Origin of the sequence: Burkholderia sp. AU16482 (assembly GCF_002223285.1) — a bacterium.
GTDB lineage: Bacteria > Pseudomonadota > Gammaproteobacteria > Burkholderiales > Burkholderiaceae > Burkholderia > Burkholderia semiarida.
Genome location: NZ_NKEY01000006.1, coordinates 254631 through 270636, shown reverse-complemented (window position 1 = coordinate 270636; position 16006 = coordinate 254631). Strand labels below are relative to the sequence as shown.

Genomic DNA, 16006 nt, shown 5'->3' with positions numbered 1-16006 from the left:
CAGGCGGGCGGCCGCGACGTACGCGTGTTCGTCACGGCCCGAGCCGCGCATGATGCGCGGCGCCCGTCGCTCGTCAGCTTCCGAAATACGCCGGCCGGTCGATGTCGGCCAGCAGCCCCGGCTGTGTCGGCGTCCAGCCGAGCGACGCCCGCGTGCGCTCGCTGGTTGCGGGCGCATCCATCCCCGCGAACATCGCGAACCAGCCGAAGTGCTCGCCGGCTTCCGCCGCCGACTTCGCGACGACCGGCACGTTCAGCCGGCGGCCGATCACCTCCGCGATTTCGCGAAACGGCACGCCCATGTCGTCGACCGCGTGATAGCGCGCGCCGGCCGCGCCGCGCTCGATCGCGAGCCGATACACGCGCGCCGCGTCGAGCCGGTGCACGGCCGGCCAGCGGTTCGCGCCGTCGCCGATGTACGCCGCCACCCCTTTCTCCCGCGCGAACGCAATCAGGCGCGGCACGAACGCGTGATCGCCGTCGCCGTGCACGGACGGCGGCAGGCGGACAACCGACGCATGCACGCCGCGCGCTTCGAGCGCGACCGCGCTCGCTTCGGACGCACGCGGATAATTCGCCGACACCGGCACATGCGAATCGTCCTCCGTCGCCGCGCGGCCGGGCGCGACGAGCGCGAGGCCCGACGTGACGATCAGCGGCCGCGCCGAACCGGCGAGCGCCGCGCCGATCGTCTCGATCGCGCGGCGGTCGAGTTCGCAGTTCTGCGCGAAGCGCGAGAAGTCGTGATTGAATCCCGTGTGGATCACCGCGTCGGCGGCGTCGGCGCCGCGCGTCAGGCTCTCGAGATCCTCGAGCGACCCGCGATGGACGTCGGCGCCGGCCGCGGCAACCGATGCCGCCGCTGCATCCGACCGCGCGAGCCCGAGCACCGAGTGCCCGGCGGCCAAGAGTTCGGCGACGACGGCCGAGCCGACGAATCCCGACGCTCCCGTAACAAAGACACGCATGTTCAGCACCTCCGGATGAAATGGAGGCTTACTATCTGCCGAGCGCCGCTCGCGGTGAAGCCGTGACGGTTTACCGGTAAACGAACTAACAGGATATGGCTGACGCCCCCGACAACCTGCTCGGCGCGTACCTGCGGGACCGCCGCGAGAAACTCGACCCGGCCGTGCTCGGGCTGCCGGCCACGCGCCGCCGCACGCCGGGCCTGCGGCGCGAGGAAGTCGCGCAGCGCGCGCACGTGAGCGCCGCGTGGTACACGTGGCTCGAACAGGGGCGCGGCGGCGCGCCGTCGGCCGACGTGCTCGACCGGCTCGCCCGCGCGCTGATGCTCAACGACGCCGAACGCGAACACCTGTTCCTGCTCGGCGTCGGCCATCCGCCCGAGGTGCGTTATCACGCGCCGGCCAGCGTGACGCCGCGGCTGCAACGCGTGCTCGATTCGCTCGACGCGAGCCCCGCGATCATCCGCACCGCGACGTGGGACGTCGTCGCATGGAACGACGCCGCGGCCGCGACGCTGACCGACTATGCGACGCTGCCGCCGGCCGCACGCAACATCCTGCGGCTGATCTTCGTCGATGCGCGCGTGCGCGATGCGCAGCCGAACTGGGAGCGCGTCGCGCGGTTCGCGGTCGGCGCGTTTCGTGCGGACGTCGCGCGCAGCGGCGCGACGCGGGCCGTGCAGGCGTTCGTCGACGAGATGCGCGCGACCAGCGCCGAATTCGACGCAATGTGGCGCGACCACGATATCCGAACGCACGACGAAGGCACGAAGGAGATCCGCCATCCGGAAGTCGGCCGGATCGCGCTCGACTATTCGGCGTTCTCGGTCACCGGCAGCCCGGACCTGAGCCTCGTGACCTTCACGCCGGTGACGCCGGCCGACCGCGAGCGGATCCGGGAACTCGTCGCGGCCCGCGAACGGGCCCGCGCGGCACAGGCGCCGGCTGCGTGACCACGCATGGCCTTCTCGCGAGCCTGGTTCGGGACGGCATGGTTCGACGGATCGCGCAGCAGTCCTTCGCGTTCGATATCCGCGATTGAAAAACGCAGGCGGAAAATGCAAAGAGGCGTCGCGCACGAATGCGCGACGCCTCTTGTTCATTCACGGAAAAATGCCGATTACGCGGCGCGCTGCAGCAGGTCCGTGGCGAATGACTTCGCATGCGCGACGGCTTCCTGCGCGTCGCCGAATACGCCGAGTTCGTCCCAGTGCTCTTCGGCCGCGTACGTGCCCTTCACGGCGAGCGCTCGCTGAACGCTCAACTGCGCCGCGTAGCGGCCGTCGTCCAGCGGCCGTGCCGTCGCGACGACCTTGTGCGGCGGGCTCGCTCGTTCCGGCTGAACCAGTTCGACAGGCCCGCTGGCCGTGCCGATATTCATCAACTCGTTTCGGGTGTTGCAGTCGGGGCAGTAGAAGCACCAGCCCGCGCCCTCCTGATGGTGCCTGACCTGCCCGCGAGCCAGCACGGCACGACATTCGACGTTTTCGCAGATGAACGGCATCGCAGTCTCCGGAGTTGTTTGACGGAAATCCTAGCATGACCGCCGGCGGTCAACCATCGGCATCCGCATGATGGCCGCGGCGGCGGTTTCGGTTCGTGACGGAGGCTCGACCGGGCGGGCGTCGCCGTCTTTCGCTGCGCTGCAATACCGGCGCTTTTTCCCGGATCGGGACGCCCGCTGCGCGAGATCAACCGGCATTCACCTATCGTCGCTGTTCGTTGCTTTCTGTCGGCATCGCATCCGCGCGGCGCAAACCCATACAGTCGATCGATGAAGACGTAAAGGACGCTTTTCCCTCGTTTCAAGCCAAATGACATGATTCGAGGGTTCCCCCGTAAAATTCGCCATTCCGGCGTTACCGACTCATTGCCTCGTCATGCATCGAATTGGATTCTTCGTCTGCCGCGGCTACGACGCGCTCGATCTTGGCGGGCCGCTATCGGCCTTCAATCAGGTGGCCACGGCCGCCGGCCGCACGCCATACGATCTTCACGTCATCTCGCCATTCGGCGGCCCGATTCCCGGCAATACCGGCCTTTCGATCGACACGAAGCCGATCGGACGGCGCGCGTTCGACACCGTCGTGTTCGTCGGCGGCGATATCGCGCCGATGCAGACGTCGGAGAATATCGTCGCGGCCAGCAAGCTGGCCACCAGGGCGTCGCGAGTGGCAAGCGTGTGTACCGGCGCATTCCTGCTTGCGGAAACCGGTTCGCTGGACGGATTGAGAGCGGCGACGCACTGGCGATACGCCGCGCAATTGCAGTCGCGCTTTCCTCGCACACGGGTCGACGGCGACAGCATCTATGTCGTCGACGGCCGCGTCTGGACGTCGGCGGGCATCGCGTCCGGCATCGACCTCGCGCTCGGCATGATCGAACGGGACATGAGCGCGGAGATCGCGCGCGAGGTGTCGCGGCTTCTCGTCGTTCCGTATCGGCGGCCCGGCGGGCAGTCGCAATTCTCCGCGATGTCGCAGATGGAGCCGGAATCGGATCGCATCCGTATCGCACTGAATTTCGCTCGCGAACATCTGGCCGAAGCGTTGCCGGTCGAACGGCTCGCCGATGCGGCGAGCTTGAGCGTGCGACAGTTCGGGCGCGCCTTTCGCCGGGAAACCGGGGAAACGCCCGCGAGGGCGGTCGAGCGTCTACGAGTAGAAGCGGCAAGGCTACGCCTGCAGAGCGGCAGCGAACCGATCGAACAGATCGCGCTGGCGGTGGGATTCACCGATCCGGAACGGATGCGCCGTGCCTTCATCAAGCTGCTCGGGCACCCGCCGCAAGCGGTTCGACGCGAGAGCAGGTCGAACGCCGCGCGCTGATCGGCCGCCTGCCGGTCAGCGCGCGGCCGGGTCGACGTCTCGCCAATGGGTGATTGGCGCGTGGGTGCCCAACGCGCCATTTCGCCGGACGTCGATAGTCGTCGTCAATCCTTGACCGGCGGGTAAGCGTTCCACATGTCGCGATGCAGCTTCCACGTGCCGCCCTGCTTCAGGAACACGAGCGTCTGCTTCGCGCGGATCTTCAGCACTCCGTCGTGATTGCGAACCTCCACATCCGATACCTCCGTCACGGCCTGGTCGTTACCGTAGAACTCGTAGTTGTCGAACGACACGGTGCCGGGTTTCGATCCGGCATACCCGTTGGTGAAGTACTCGGTGATCGCCCGGCGCCCCGTGACCTTGTCGCCGCCCGGCGGCAAGAGCGCGCCGTCGTCGGTATAGAGGCGGCCGATCGCGTCGTAATCCCCTCGCGCAAAAGCGTCCGCCCATCGCGCGTTCTCGGCCTTGATGGCCGCTTCGGGCGGGCGTTGCGCACCAGCGGCGACAGCCGACGCCGCGAATGAAAAAAATGACACGCACGCTGCAAGCGCGGCAGTACAAAGATGAATCCGTCGCATCGAATGATTTCCGAATCGGGTTTGAATTGAAGAGGCGGCAACGCTGCTCGCGGTGCCGGCAAGCGTTTCAGCGCACGCCGGGAATGCGTGCGAGCCCCTTTGATGCACCGGGCAGCTTCTTGTCGACCATCGCGACGAGTTCGGGCCGCGCCTCTCTCGGATGACCGGCGTGGAACGGCGGATCGGGATCGTATTCGATCACGAGCTGCGTGTACTCGGCGGCCTGCTGGCCGCGCAGCTTCGCCGCCACGCGCAGCGCGAAGTCGATGCCCGCCGTCACGCCGCCGCCGCTCATGAAGCGGCCGTTGTCGTCTTCGACGAAGCGATCGGGAACGGGAATCGCACCATATTCGGCCAGCTTGTTGACGAACGCCCAATGGCAGGCGCTGCGCTTGCCCTGGAGCACGCCCGTCGCGGCGAGCACGAGCGACCCGTTGCATACCGACGTCACGTGTTTGGCGCTCTCCGCCAGACGGCGGATCTGCGCCTGATACGCCGGCCGCATCGGCACCGACAAATTGGACCCGCCGGGCACGAGGATCACGTCGGTCCTGTGGATATCGGCCAGCCGTTCGGTCTTGCCGTACACGACGCCGAATTCGAGCGTCACGTTGCCGCCGTCGAGGCTCGCATAGCGCACGTTCGTATTCGGCAACCGGTGGAAGACCTCGCTGGGGCCCGCGAAGTCGAGCAGCGTGCCGCCGTCGTAATTGACGATCAGGATCTCGAGCGGCTCGTTCGGCGCGAGCAGCCCCGTGCTGCCCGCAGGCGCCGGCGTGGCGTGCCCGAGCACCGCGCCGCCACCCAGCACGGCGCCGAGGGTGGCCGCGCTGCCGAACTTCAGGACATCGCGGCGCGAACGGCCTGCCCGCGTGAGCGGCCCGGCGGACGCATGGTTGTCGCTACTGTCGGTCAAGATGATTGCTCCTTGCAACTTCGGCCCATGAGCGCGTGCAACCGCGCCGGGCCGGATCGAAGAACCGCCGCGGCGAACGGCGCGGCGGACGTGAAATCGGGATGAGGATGAGCCGGGGTGACATGCCGGGCCCGGCGATCGCGAAGCGCGGGCTTAAAGCTGCGACGCACCGCCGTCGACGACCAGCTCGGTACCGACGACGTACGAGGATTCGTCGCTGGCGAGATAGAGCGCCGCGTACGCGATGTCGTCGGCCTCGCCCATGCGGCCAACCGGAATCGCGTGCGCGAATTCGGCCTTGCGCTCGCGCACCCATTCGTCGGGCTTGCCCCACCTGGACAGCAGCGGCGTATCGATCGGGCCGGGTGCGATCGCGTTGAAACGGATTTTCCGGTCGAGAAATTCGTACGACCAGCTGCGGGCCAGCGAACGCACGGCGGCTTTTGCCGCCGCGGTCAACGAGATGCCGTGCTTGCCGGTCTGATCGACGAACGAGGTATTGAGGATCACCGACGAACCTTCGCGCAGGTACGGCAGCGCTGCTTGAAGCGTGAACACCACACCCTTGACGTTGACGTCCATGATGTCGTTGTAGAGCGTGTCGTCGATGTCGTTCACGGCGGACGGGAACGCCCAGCCCGCGTTGGCGAACACGACATCGAGGCCGCCGAACGTCTCGTCGGCCGCGGCGGCAATCGCGCGCATGTCGTCCAGCGACCTGACGTCGCCCTTGAGCACGAGCGCATGCTCGCCGAGTTCCGCCTTCACGCGCTCGAATGCGGCCTCGTCGCGCCCCGTCACCGCGACGCGCGCACCTTCCGCCATGAACAGCTTCGCGGTGGCCAGACCGATGCCGCTGGTGCCGCCCGTGATCAACACCGATTTATTTTTGAGTCGCATCTTCCGTTCCTTTTCGTGTCGTGATTGACCAGGCCGGCTACGCGACACGCGATGGCGCTTGCGTGCGGGTTCCTGCTTGATCGTTCACGTGCAGTATGGAACGTGACGCGGATGGCTCAAAGGTCGTATAACCCTCGAAAAACGTCATTCGAGGCGTTCGATCCGCACCGGCGAACGGCATGGCGCCTGGGCCGAGCAAGCCGATGAAACGGCCACGCGCGACGCGGCTAGACGGTTTTCCCCGACAGCCCGTGCATCGGCCGCCGCAACGCGGCGTCGAACGGATTGGTGCGCGGGCCGATCGCGGCGGCCTGACGTCGCAGCAGTTCGACGACCATCGGCATCCGGTCGTCGCCGAGCCGCGACGCGAGCGTGCCGACGCTCAGCGCACCCACCGGATAACCGGTGCGATCGAGGATCGGCACCGCGACGCCGGCCATTCCGTCGAGCACGCCGCTGTTGCGGCCCGCGTAGCCGAGTTGCCGCACGCGTTCGATCTCGGTGCGCAGATACACCTCGTCGAGCACACCGTAGCCGCGGATGCGCGGCACGTTGAAGCGGATCACCTCCTCGCGCTCGGCTTCGGGCAGGAACGCGAGGATCGCAAGGCTGCCCTGCCCGACGCCGAGCGCGATGCGCCCGCCGATATCGCCGGTAAACGAGCGGATCGGAAACGGCCCTTCGCACAGGTCGAGACACACGGCGTCGAAGCCGCTCTTCACCAGCAGGAAGATGGTTTCGCCGAGGCTCGCGCACAGCCGCAGCAGCGCGGGACGGCACAGCGTGCGCATGCTGCTCGGGTTGCCGGCCTGCGCGGCGAGCGCGAAAAAGTCGACGCTCAGCCGGTACAGCTTCGACTGCTCGTCCTGTTCGACCATCCCTTCGGCGATCAACGATTGCAGGATGCGGTGCGCGGTGCCCTGCGTCAGGCCGACGGCCTTCGCCAGATGCGTGACGCGCACGCCGTCCTGCTGCATGCCGGCCAGCGCGCGCAGGATCGCGAACGCACGCTGCAGCATGCCGGTGCCGGGCGCACCGGCTGAATCGACGGGATCTGCCGCATCGGCGGCGTGCTCGTCCGGGCGCGGCGCGCGGGCGGACGGCGACGTTCCGCGCGAACGAGGTTCCTGCATGTCGGCTCTCCTCGACGATTTCAGTGAATGGAATACGGTAGCCGCTATTGTCGTCCGGCCGAAAATCCGCGGGCATCCGGGTGTGCACGGTATTGACGCGGACATTTCACGGATCGGCCGCCCGTCATCCAACGGAACGATTCGCAGGCGATTTTCCGATTCGTTCCGGTCAATGGAATTTTTCCGAAATTCCTCCCGTTCAGCAGAATTCGAAATTGACGCGCCGAAATATGGCTGGCTAGAGTCCGCGTCATCGGCGCACCGGCCATGCGGTGTGCGAACCCGGAGCTCTCCATGTCGTTTCTCACGCTTACGGATCTGACGAAAACCTTCGGCGAGCTCACCGCCGTCGCGGACGTCAACCTGTCGGTCGAGCAAGGCGAATTCGTGTCGCTGCTCGGGCCGTCCGGCTGCGGCAAGACCACCACGCTGCAGATGATCGCCGGCTTCGTCGACGTCACGCGCGGCCGCATCGCGCTCGACGGGCAGGACATCACGCACCTGAAGCCGAACCGCCGCGGGCTCGGCATCGTGTTCCAGAGCTATGCGCTGTTTCCACACATGAGCGTCGCGGAGAACGTCGGCTTCGGCCTCGACATGCGCGGCATCGACAAGGCCGAGCGCGCGGAGCGCATTCGCGCGGCGCTGGCGCTCGTGCGGCTCGACGCGCTCGCGCACCGCTTTCCGCGCGAATTGTCCGGCGGCCAGCGGCAGCGCGTGGCGATCGCGCGCGCGGTCGTGATCGAGCCGCCCGTGCTGCTGCTCGACGAACCGATGTCGAATCTCGACGCGAAGCTGCGCGAGGACATGCAGTTCGAGCTGCGCGCGATCCAGCGCAAGATCGGCACGACGACGATCATGGTCACGCACGATCAGTCGGAAGCGCTGTCGATCAGCGACCGCGTGGTCGTGATGGAAGCCGGCCGCATCACGCAGACCGATACCCCGTATCGCGCATACGAGCGCCCCGAAAATCATTTCGTGTCGCAATTCATCGGCAAGGCGAACCTGCTGCCCGGCACGATCGTCGCGCACGACGGCGACGCGATCCGCATCGACCTCGGGCACGATCTCGCCGAGACGGGCCGCACCGCGCATCTGCCCCCGCGCGAGCGCGACGTGCGCGTGGGCGACGCGGTATCGGTCTGCATCCGCCCCGAAAAGCTGCGGCTGTGCGCGCCCGAGGCCGGCCGCTTCGCGGCGACCGTCACGAGCCGCTTCTTCCTCGGCAGCCAGTGGCTGTACCGCGTCGACAGCGCGCTCGGCGAGGTGCTCGTGTGCTGCCAGAACGAAGGCGCGGAGCCGCTCGCGGAAGGCGCGCCGGTCGGCATCGACTGGCACAGCGACGCGGTGCGCGTGATGCGCCGGGAGGCCTGAATGCGACAGCCTTCCCGCCCGCTCTCGACTGAAGGCGCACCGGCCGGGGTCGCGCAATCGGGCGCGACCGTGGCCGCCACGGCCGCGGCGGACGCGGTGACGCCCCGTGCCGGCGCCGCCGCCGCGCTGCGCGCGAGCTGGCGCGCGCATGCGCCGCTGTGGCTGATGTGCGCGCCTGCCTTCGCGCTGTTCGCCGCGCTCGTGCTCGTGCCGCTCGCGATGACATTCGTGCTGACGTTCTACCGCTTCGACCCGGCCACCGGCCCGATCGCCGCGTTCCAGTTCGGCAACTACGCGGAAGTGCTCGGCTCGTCGTACTTCCACACGATCTTCGCGCGCACGTTCGGCATTGCCGCGCTGACCACCGCGATCTGCGTCGCGATCGGCACGCCCGAAGCGTACGTGCTGTCGAAAATGCGCGACCCGTGGCGCTCGCTGTTCCTGCTCGCGATCCTCGCGCCGCTGCTCGTGTCGGTGGTCGTGCGCGCGTTCGGCTGGAGCATGCTGCTGAACACGAGCGGGCTCGTGAACCAGGCGCTCGCGCTCGTCGGCCTCGGGCCGTACAAGCTCGAATACACGACCTTCGCGATCGTGATCGCGCTGGTGCACGTGATGCTGCCGTTCATGGTGATTCCGGTGTGGACCGCGCTGCAGCGGCTCGATCCGCAGACGGAGCACGCGGCGCTGTCGCTCGGCGCGTCGCCGTTCACGACGCTGCGCCGCATCGTCGTGCCGCAACTGATGCCCGGCGTGCTGTCGGGCAGCCTGATGGTGTTCGGGCTGTCGGCGAGCGCGTTCGCGATTCCGGGCCTGCTCGGCGGGCGCCGCCTGAAGGTCGCGGCCACGGCCGTCTACGACGAATTCCTCGGCTCGCTGAACTGGCCGCTCGGCGCGACGATCGCGGTGCTGCTGCTCGCGGCGAACCTCGCCGTGATGCTCACCTACTACCGCGTGCTCGAACGCCGCTACGCGCGCAGCCTCGGAGGCGCCTCCCGATGAGAAAGAACGGCCCCTTTGCGCTGGCGTTCCACACGCTCGTGATCCTGTTCGTGCTCGCGCCGCTCGTGATCGTCGTGCTCGTCGCGTTCACGCCCGACGAAACGCTGACGCTGCCGACCCGCGGCGTGTCGCTGCGCTGGTTCCGCGCGATCCTCGACTATCCCGACTTCGTCACCGCGTTCCTCAACAGCGTGAAGCTCGCGTTCGCGTCGGCGACGCTGTCGCTCGCGATCGCGTTGCCGGCCGGCCTCGCGATCGGCCGCGCGACGTTTCCGGGCCGCGCGTTCCTGAACGGGCTGCTGCTGTCGCCGCTCGTGATTCCCGGCCTCGTGCTCGGCATCGCGCTGCTGCGCTTTTTCGCGCTGATCGGCGCGACCGGTTCGTTCGCATGGCTCGTGCTCGCGCACATGATCGTCATCACGCCGTTCGTGATGCGGCTCGTGCTCGCGTCCGTCGCGGGCCTCGACCGCAGCATCGAGCAGGCCGCATGCTCGCTCGGCGCGGACCCGTGGACGACCTTCCGCCGCATCACGCTGCCGATGATCGTGCCCGGCATCACGGGCGGCTGGCTGCTCGCGTTCATCAACAGCTTCGACGAGCTGACGATGTCGATCTTCGTCACGTCGCCGCAGACGGTCACGCTGCCCGTGCGCATGTACATGTACGCGACCGAATCGATCGACCCGATGATGGCGTCGGTGTCGGCGCTCGTCATCTTCATCACCGCCGGCGCGATGCTGCTGCTCGATCGCGTGTACGGCCTGAACCGCATCCTGATCGGCCAACATTGATGACGACTCCCGTTTCCCGTACCAACGACATCGCGGACGACGGCGCGCAGTTCGTGCGCGTCGCCGAACGCGAGCGCGCGTCCGTCGCGTTCACGCTCGACGGCCGTCCTGCGCAGGCGCTCGCCGGCGACACCGTGCTCACCGCGATTCTGGTCGCGCAGCGTCGCGTGCGCATCAGCGAATTCAGCGGGCAGCCGCGCGCGGGCTTCTGCCTGATCGGCGCGTGCCAGGACTGCTGGGTGCGCACCGAAGCCGGCGCACGCGTGCGCGCATGCTCGACGCCGATCGTCGAAGGCATGCGGATTCTCACGATCGCCCGGCCGATCGCAGCCGGAGACGCAGCATGAACGCCGCGCTGCAGCCGGTGATCGTCGGCGCGGGGCCGGCCGGCGTGCGCGCGGCCGAGGCACTGGTCGACGCGGGACTGCGGCCGGTCGTGATCGACGAGAACGCGCGCTGGGGCGGACAGATCTATCGTCAACCGCCGGCCGGCGCCGCGTTCGCGCGCGACAAGCGCACGCTATACGGCTTCGAGGCCGCGAAGGCCGACGCGCTGCACCGGACGATGGCCGCGTTGCTGCCGCACGTCGACTACCGGCCGAACACACTGGCGTGGTCATGCGGCGCGGGCCGCGTCGACACGCTGCAGGACGGCCGTGAAGTGACGGTGCCGTACGCGCACCTGATCGTCGCGAGCGGCGCCACCGACCGCGTGCTGCCCGTGCCGGGCTGGACGCTCGCGGGCGTCTATACGCTCGGCGGCGCACAGGTCGCGCTGAAGGCGCAGGGCTGCGCGATCGGCCGGCGCATCGTTTTCGCGGGCACGGGGCCGCTGCTTTACCTCGTCGCTTACCAGTATGCGAAGGCCGGCGCGCAGGTCGCGGCCGTGCTCGATACGAGCCCGCTGCGCCGCCAGGCCGCCGCCGCGCCCGCGCTGCTGCGCATGCCGTCGATCTTCGCGAAGGGGCTCTACACCATCGGCTGGCTGCGCGCGCACGGCGTCACGATCGAAACGGGCGTCACGCTCGAGCGCGTGCTCGGCGCCCGACACGTGACGGGGCTCGCATGGCGCGCCGCAGGCGACGACGAGCGCACCGCGTCGCCGCGCGTGCTCGACTGCGATGCGCTCGGCCTCGGCTTCGGCCTGCGTTCCGAAACGCAGCTCGCCGATCTGGCCGGCTGCCGGTTCGGCTTCGACCCGCTCAATCGCGCATGGCTGCCGGAGCGCGACGCGGCCGGGCGCACGTCGGTGCGCGGTATCTACGTCGCCGGCGACGGCGCGGGCATCGCGGGCGCCGACGCGGCCGAAGCATCGGGCCGGCGCGCGGCGCTCGCGTTGCTCGACGATGCCGGCATCGCATCTCGCTCGCCGTCCGGCAAACCCGACACGGCGGCGCTCGACCGCACGCTCGCACGCATCGGCTCGTTCCGCGTGGGCCTCGAAGCGGCATTCGCGCCGCCGGCCGACCAAGCCGCGCGCTGCCCCGACGACACGATCGTGTGCCGCTGCGAGGAAGTCGACGCGGGCACGCTGCGCCGCTGCATTCGCGCGGGCGCAGCGACCGAAATGAACCGGCTCAAAGCGCTGACGCGCGTCGGCATGGGCCGCTGCCAGGGCCGCATGTGCGGCGACGCGGCCGCGCTCGTGCTGGCCGCCGAAACCGGCCTTCCGCTCGCCGACGTCGGCCGGTTGCGTGCGCAACCGCCGGTGAAGCCGTTCCCGATCTCGGCCGCGCTCGCGGGCGACGACGTCGCGGCGATTCCCGACGAGGCGCGCGATGAGTGAGCGTCGACATTACGACGTCGCGATCGTCGGCGGCGGCCTCGTCGGCGCGTCGGCCGCACTCGCGCTCACGCGACGCGGCTTGCGCGTCGGGCTGTTCGAGCGGCGCGACTGCGGTGCGCAGGCGAGCGGCGTGAACTACGGCGGGGTGCGCTGCCAGGGCCGCCCGGCCGAGCAATTGCCGCTCGCGCTGCGCGCGCGGCGTATCTGGGATCGCCTGCCCGAACTGATCGGCATCGACGGCGAATTCGTCGTGTCCGGCCACTTGCGGCTTGCGCGCAGCGACGCCGATCTCGACGCGCTCGACGCGTACGCCGCGCTCGCCGGCGAACACGGCTTGCCGCTGCAGGTGATGCGCGGCGACGCGTTCCGCCGCCGCTACCCGTGGCTCGGCCGCGCGGCGCTCGGCGGCTCGCTGTGCGAGACCGACGGCCATGCGAACCCGCGCCTCGTGTCGCCCGCGTTCGCGCGCGCGGCTCGCGCGGCGGGCGCGAACGTGTTCGAGCACACCCCGGTCGACGAGGTTCACCACGACGGCACGCGCTTTCATGTGCAGGCCGGCGGCCGCGCGCACACGGCGACATGGCTGATCAATTCGGCCGGCGCATGGGCGAACACGATCGCCGAGCGCTTCGGCGAAGCCGTGCCGATGGAGCCGATCTACCCGAACATGTGGGTGACCGAACCGCTGCCGCCGTTCATCGCGCACAACCTCGGCGTGTACGGCGGCGGCGTGTACGCGCGCCAGGTCGCGCGCGGCAACTGCGTGATCGGCGGCGGCCGCGGCCGCGGCGACGGCGAATTCGGCCAGCCGTCGGTCGATACGACGCGCGCGGTGATGCGCGACGCGTGCGCGCTGCTGCCCGCGCTGCGCGACGCGCTGCTGATCCGCACGTGGAGCGGCGTCGAAGGCTGCACGCCCGACCACAACCCGATCATCGGCGCGAGCCGCACGACGCCGCACCTGCTGCATGCATTCGGCTTTTCAGGCGGCGGCTTCCTGCTCGCGCCGGGTGTCGGCGAGGTACTCGCCGATCTCGTCACCACCGGCGAAACCGTCACGCCACTCGATGCATTCTCGATCGGCCGCTTCTTCCCGCAAGCCGCGCCGACCGCCCCTTTCCGTCAAGAGGAGATCCAAAAATGAAACTGCTCGGCACGATCGCGGCGGCCGCCGCCCTTTGCATCGCAGGCGCCGGCGCGCCCGCGTGCGCGCAAACGAAGACGATCTACGTCGGCATGAACGGCGGGCCGATGGAAAAGGCCTATACGAGCCAGGTGCTGCCCGACTTCGAGAAGGCCAACAACGTGAAGGTGGTGATCGTGCCCGGCACGTCGTCGGACGTGCTCGCGAAGCTGCTCGCGAACCGCAACAAGCCGCAGATCCACGTCGCGTTCCTCGACGACGGTGTGATGGCGCGCGCGGTGAGCCTCGGCGTATGCCAGAAACTCGACGATTCGCCGGTATTGAAGGAGTTGTACCCGTTCGCGCGGATGAAGGACGACGTCGGCGCGGGCGTGCAGCTCGGGATGACCGGCATCGCGTACAACAAGAAGCTGTTCGCCGAGAAAGGCTGGGCGCCGCCGACGTCGTGGATGGATTTCGCCGATCCGAAATACAAGGGCAAGGTCGTGTTCCAGTCGGCGTCGAGCAGCACGTTCGGGCTGCACTGCTTCCTCGCGATCAACCGGCTGCTCGGCGGTAACGAACAGAACGTCGAGCCGGGCTTCAGCAAGTGGGCGAGCACGGTCGGGCCGAACGTCGTCGAATACATCCCGAACTCGGCGAAGATCTCGGAGATGGTACAGACGGGCGAAGCCGGCCTGTTCCCGCTGACGCCGACCGGCGTCGGCGACCTGCAGGACAAGGGCATCCCCGTTGCGTATGCGAATCCGAAGGAAGGCCCGGTGCTGCTGCTCGTCGACCTGTGCGTGGTCGCGAACAATCCCGATCCGCAACTCGCGCAGAAGCTCGCGCAGTTTTTGCTGTCCGCGCCCGCGCAGACGAAGGCGGCCGAGGCCGGCAAGCAGATTCCGACCAACCGTCTCGCGAAGATGCCTGCCACGATGCAGCAAAGCCTCGGCAACGTCGACGATCTGGTGCGCAAGGTGACGGTGGTCGACTGGACCGCGATCAACGCACGCCGTGCGCAGTGGGATACGCGGTGGAATCGGCAGATCGAGCGTTGAGGGCCCCGCCGCGCGCGTGGCACGCAGCAACGGGCGCGGCGACCATCATCAACCGGAGTGATGACACCCCCCTTTTTCTGCGGATTTGACCGGGGCCGGCGGGGCCGACAACACTAGCCCGCAGTGCTGCAAAAGACGGCACGCGCCCGCCTCCCCTTCAGAGTCCGCCATGTACCCGACCGACACCGTGCAATCCCCGAGCGCCGCCCGGCCGCTCGCCGACCGGCAGCTACGCCGGATCGTCATCGCCTCCGTCGCCGGCAACGCGATGGAATGGTATGACTTTTTCGTCTACGGCACGGCCGCAGCGCTGGTGTTCGGCCACGTGTTCTTTCCGCCCGGCGCATCGCCACTGGCCGGCAGCCTCGCCGCGTTCGCCGCATTCGCGCTCGGTTTCGTCGCGAGGCCGCTCGGCGGAATCGTGTTCGGCCACGTCGGCGATCGTTACGGACGCAAGGCGTCGCTCGTGTGGACGCTGCTGATCATGGGCGCATCGACCTTCGCGATCGGCCTGCTGCCGACCTACGCGCAGGTCGGCCTGTGGGCGCCGGCCGCGCTCGTCGTGCTGCGGCTGCTGCAGGGCATCGCGTCCGGCGGCGAATGGGGCGGCGGCGTGCTGATGATCAGCGAGAACGCGCCGCCCGAGCAGCGCGGCTATTACGCGGCGTGGAGCCAGCTCGGCGTGGGCGGCGGCTTCGTGCTGTCGTCGGCCGCGTTTCTCGCCGCGCAGGCGCTGCCGGACGACATGTTCCGCACGTGGGGCTGGCGGCTGCCGTTCCTCGCGAGCATCGCGATCTTCGCGATCGGCATCTATATCCGCCGCCATCTGCCGGAAAGCCGCGACTTCGAGCAGGCCGGCAAGCGCGGTGCGCGCACGCATTTGCCGATCGTCGAGTGCATCCGCCGCCATCCGAGGGAAATCCTGCTCGCGATGGGGCTGCGCGTGGCCGAGAACGGCGGCGCGTACATCTTCCTCGCGTTCTCGCTCGTCTACGGCAAGTACGTCGGGATTCCGAACGGCACGATGCTGACCGGCGTGATGATCGCGATGATCGTCGAGATGGGCGCGATGCTCGCGTGGGGTCGCCTGTCCGACCGGATCGGCCGCAAGCCCGTGTACCTGATCGGTGCGCTGAGCCTGATCGCGTGCGCGTTTCCGTTCTTCTGGCTGCTCGATACGCGCGTGACGCCGCTCGTGTGGCTCGCGCTGACGGTCGGCACGGCGGTGAGTCACGGTGCGATGATCGGCACGCTACCCGCGCTCGTCGGCGAGCTGTTCAGCACCGAAGTGCGTTACTCCGGCGTCGCGCTCGGCCATGAAGTCGCGTCGATCTTCGCGGGCGGGATGTCGCCGCTGATCGCGACCGCGCTGCTCGCGCGCTATCACGCGTCGTGGCCCGTATCGCTGTTCCTCGTCGCGCTCGGCCTCGTGACCGTCGCGACGCTGTGCGTGATGCGCGAGACGCGTGCCGTACCGGCGCCCGGCACGCGCGGCGACGCGGCATGAGCGCGCGGCCCGCGCCGGCCGCCGCACCCGCGTTGCC

At 68.7% G+C, this 16006-nt stretch carries 16 protein-coding genes; 10 read left to right on the top strand and 6 right to left on the bottom strand.

Features of this window, described 5'->3' with window-relative positions; genetic code table 11:
- Positions 1-73 precede the first annotated feature (73 nt).
- Positions 74-967 carry an SDR family oxidoreductase gene (locus tag CFB35_RS18615; protein WP_059580330.1) on the bottom strand — a complete coding sequence of 298 codons (894 nt, stop codon included), beginning with the start codon at positions 965-967 and terminating at the stop codon, positions 74-76.
- Positions 968-1062: 95 nt separating this feature from the next.
- Here CFB35_RS18615 and CFB35_RS18610 point away from each other — a divergent pair, with 95 nt between their 5' ends.
- Complete coding sequence (locus tag CFB35_RS18610; protein ID WP_059580185.1) at positions 1063-1920, top strand: helix-turn-helix transcriptional regulator; 858 nt, start codon at positions 1063-1065, stop codon at positions 1918-1920.
- A 167-nt stretch (positions 1921-2087) separates the two neighbouring features.
- Here CFB35_RS18610 and CFB35_RS18605 read toward each other — a convergent pair whose 3' ends face one another.
- Positions 2088-2471, bottom strand: a complete 384-nt coding sequence (locus CFB35_RS18605) for a hypothetical protein (RefSeq protein ID WP_059580183.1) — start codon at positions 2469-2471, stop codon at positions 2088-2090.
- A gap of 376 nt (positions 2472-2847) precedes the next feature.
- Here CFB35_RS18605 and CFB35_RS18600 point away from each other — a divergent pair, with 376 nt between their 5' ends.
- Positions 2848-3795, top strand: coding sequence for a GlxA family transcriptional regulator (locus CFB35_RS18600; RefSeq protein ID WP_059580180.1), 948 nt, complete (start codon positions 2848-2850; stop codon positions 3793-3795).
- A gap of 104 nt (positions 3796-3899) precedes the next feature.
- On the opposite strand, the gene CFB35_RS18595 is transcribed toward CFB35_RS18600, so the two are convergent.
- From CFB35_RS18595 to CFB35_RS18580, 4 genes are all read right to left on the bottom strand, one after another.
- Positions 3900-4373, bottom strand: coding sequence for an SgcJ/EcaC family oxidoreductase (locus CFB35_RS18595; RefSeq protein WP_059580179.1), 474 nt, complete (start codon positions 4371-4373; stop codon positions 3900-3902).
- A gap of 67 nt (positions 4374-4440) precedes the next feature.
- The gene (locus tag CFB35_RS18590; RefSeq protein ID WP_059580176.1) at positions 4441-5289 is read right to left on the bottom strand and encodes a DJ-1/PfpI family protein; all 849 of its coding nucleotides are present in this window, start codon (positions 5287-5289) and stop codon (positions 4441-4443) included.
- A 153-nt stretch (positions 5290-5442) separates the two neighbouring features.
- The gene (locus tag CFB35_RS18585) at positions 5443-6189 is read right to left on the bottom strand and encodes an SDR family oxidoreductase (protein WP_089465416.1); all 747 of its coding nucleotides are present in this window, start codon (positions 6187-6189) and stop codon (positions 5443-5445) included.
- A 227-nt stretch (positions 6190-6416) separates the two neighbouring features.
- A complete protein-coding gene (locus CFB35_RS18580; protein WP_089465415.1) occupies positions 6417-7322 on the bottom strand; it encodes an IclR family transcriptional regulator in 906 nt (301 codons plus the stop codon).
- 294 nt (positions 7323-7616) lie between these two features.
- Between CFB35_RS18580 and CFB35_RS18575 the strand changes: the two genes are divergently transcribed.
- The 8 genes from CFB35_RS18575 to CFB35_RS18540 all read left to right on the top strand — a co-directional run bounded on the left by CFB35_RS18575 (position 7617) and on the right by CFB35_RS18540 (position 15969).
- The gene (locus tag CFB35_RS18575; RefSeq protein ID WP_089465414.1) at positions 7617-8699 is read left to right on the top strand and encodes an ABC transporter ATP-binding protein; all 1083 of its coding nucleotides are present in this window, start codon (positions 7617-7619) and stop codon (positions 8697-8699) included.
- Positions 8700-9698: an ABC transporter permease gene (locus tag CFB35_RS18570; protein WP_089465413.1), complete on the top strand. Its 999-nt coding sequence runs from the start codon at positions 8700-8702 to the stop codon at positions 9696-9698. It begins immediately after the preceding gene.
- A complete protein-coding gene (locus tag CFB35_RS18565; RefSeq protein ID WP_059580164.1) occupies positions 9695-10489 on the top strand; it encodes an ABC transporter permease in 795 nt (264 codons plus the stop codon). The genes CFB35_RS18570 and CFB35_RS18565 overlap by 4 nt, the downstream gene beginning before the upstream one ends.
- Positions 10489-10836, top strand: a complete 348-nt coding sequence (locus CFB35_RS18560; RefSeq protein ID WP_059580162.1) for a (2Fe-2S)-binding protein — start codon at positions 10489-10491, stop codon at positions 10834-10836. Before CFB35_RS18565 ends, CFB35_RS18560 begins: the two co-directional genes overlap by 1 nt.
- Positions 10833-12275, top strand: a complete 1443-nt coding sequence (locus tag CFB35_RS18555; RefSeq protein ID WP_089465412.1) for an NAD(P)/FAD-dependent oxidoreductase — start codon at positions 10833-10835, stop codon at positions 12273-12275. The genes CFB35_RS18560 and CFB35_RS18555 overlap by 4 nt, the downstream gene beginning before the upstream one ends.
- Positions 12268-13419, top strand: coding sequence for an FAD-binding oxidoreductase (locus tag CFB35_RS18550; RefSeq protein WP_089465411.1), 1152 nt, complete (start codon positions 12268-12270; stop codon positions 13417-13419). The genes CFB35_RS18555 and CFB35_RS18550 overlap by 8 nt, the downstream gene beginning before the upstream one ends.
- On the top strand, positions 13416-14462 hold the full coding sequence (locus tag CFB35_RS18545) for an ABC transporter substrate-binding protein (RefSeq protein ID WP_089465410.1): 1047 nt from the start codon (positions 13416-13418) through the stop codon (positions 14460-14462). The genes CFB35_RS18550 and CFB35_RS18545 overlap by 4 nt, the downstream gene beginning before the upstream one ends.
- 169 nt (positions 14463-14631) lie before the next feature.
- Positions 14632-15969: an MFS transporter gene (locus CFB35_RS18540; protein ID WP_089465409.1), complete on the top strand. Its 1338-nt coding sequence runs from the start codon at positions 14632-14634 to the stop codon at positions 15967-15969.
- Positions 15970-16006 lie beyond the last annotated feature (37 nt).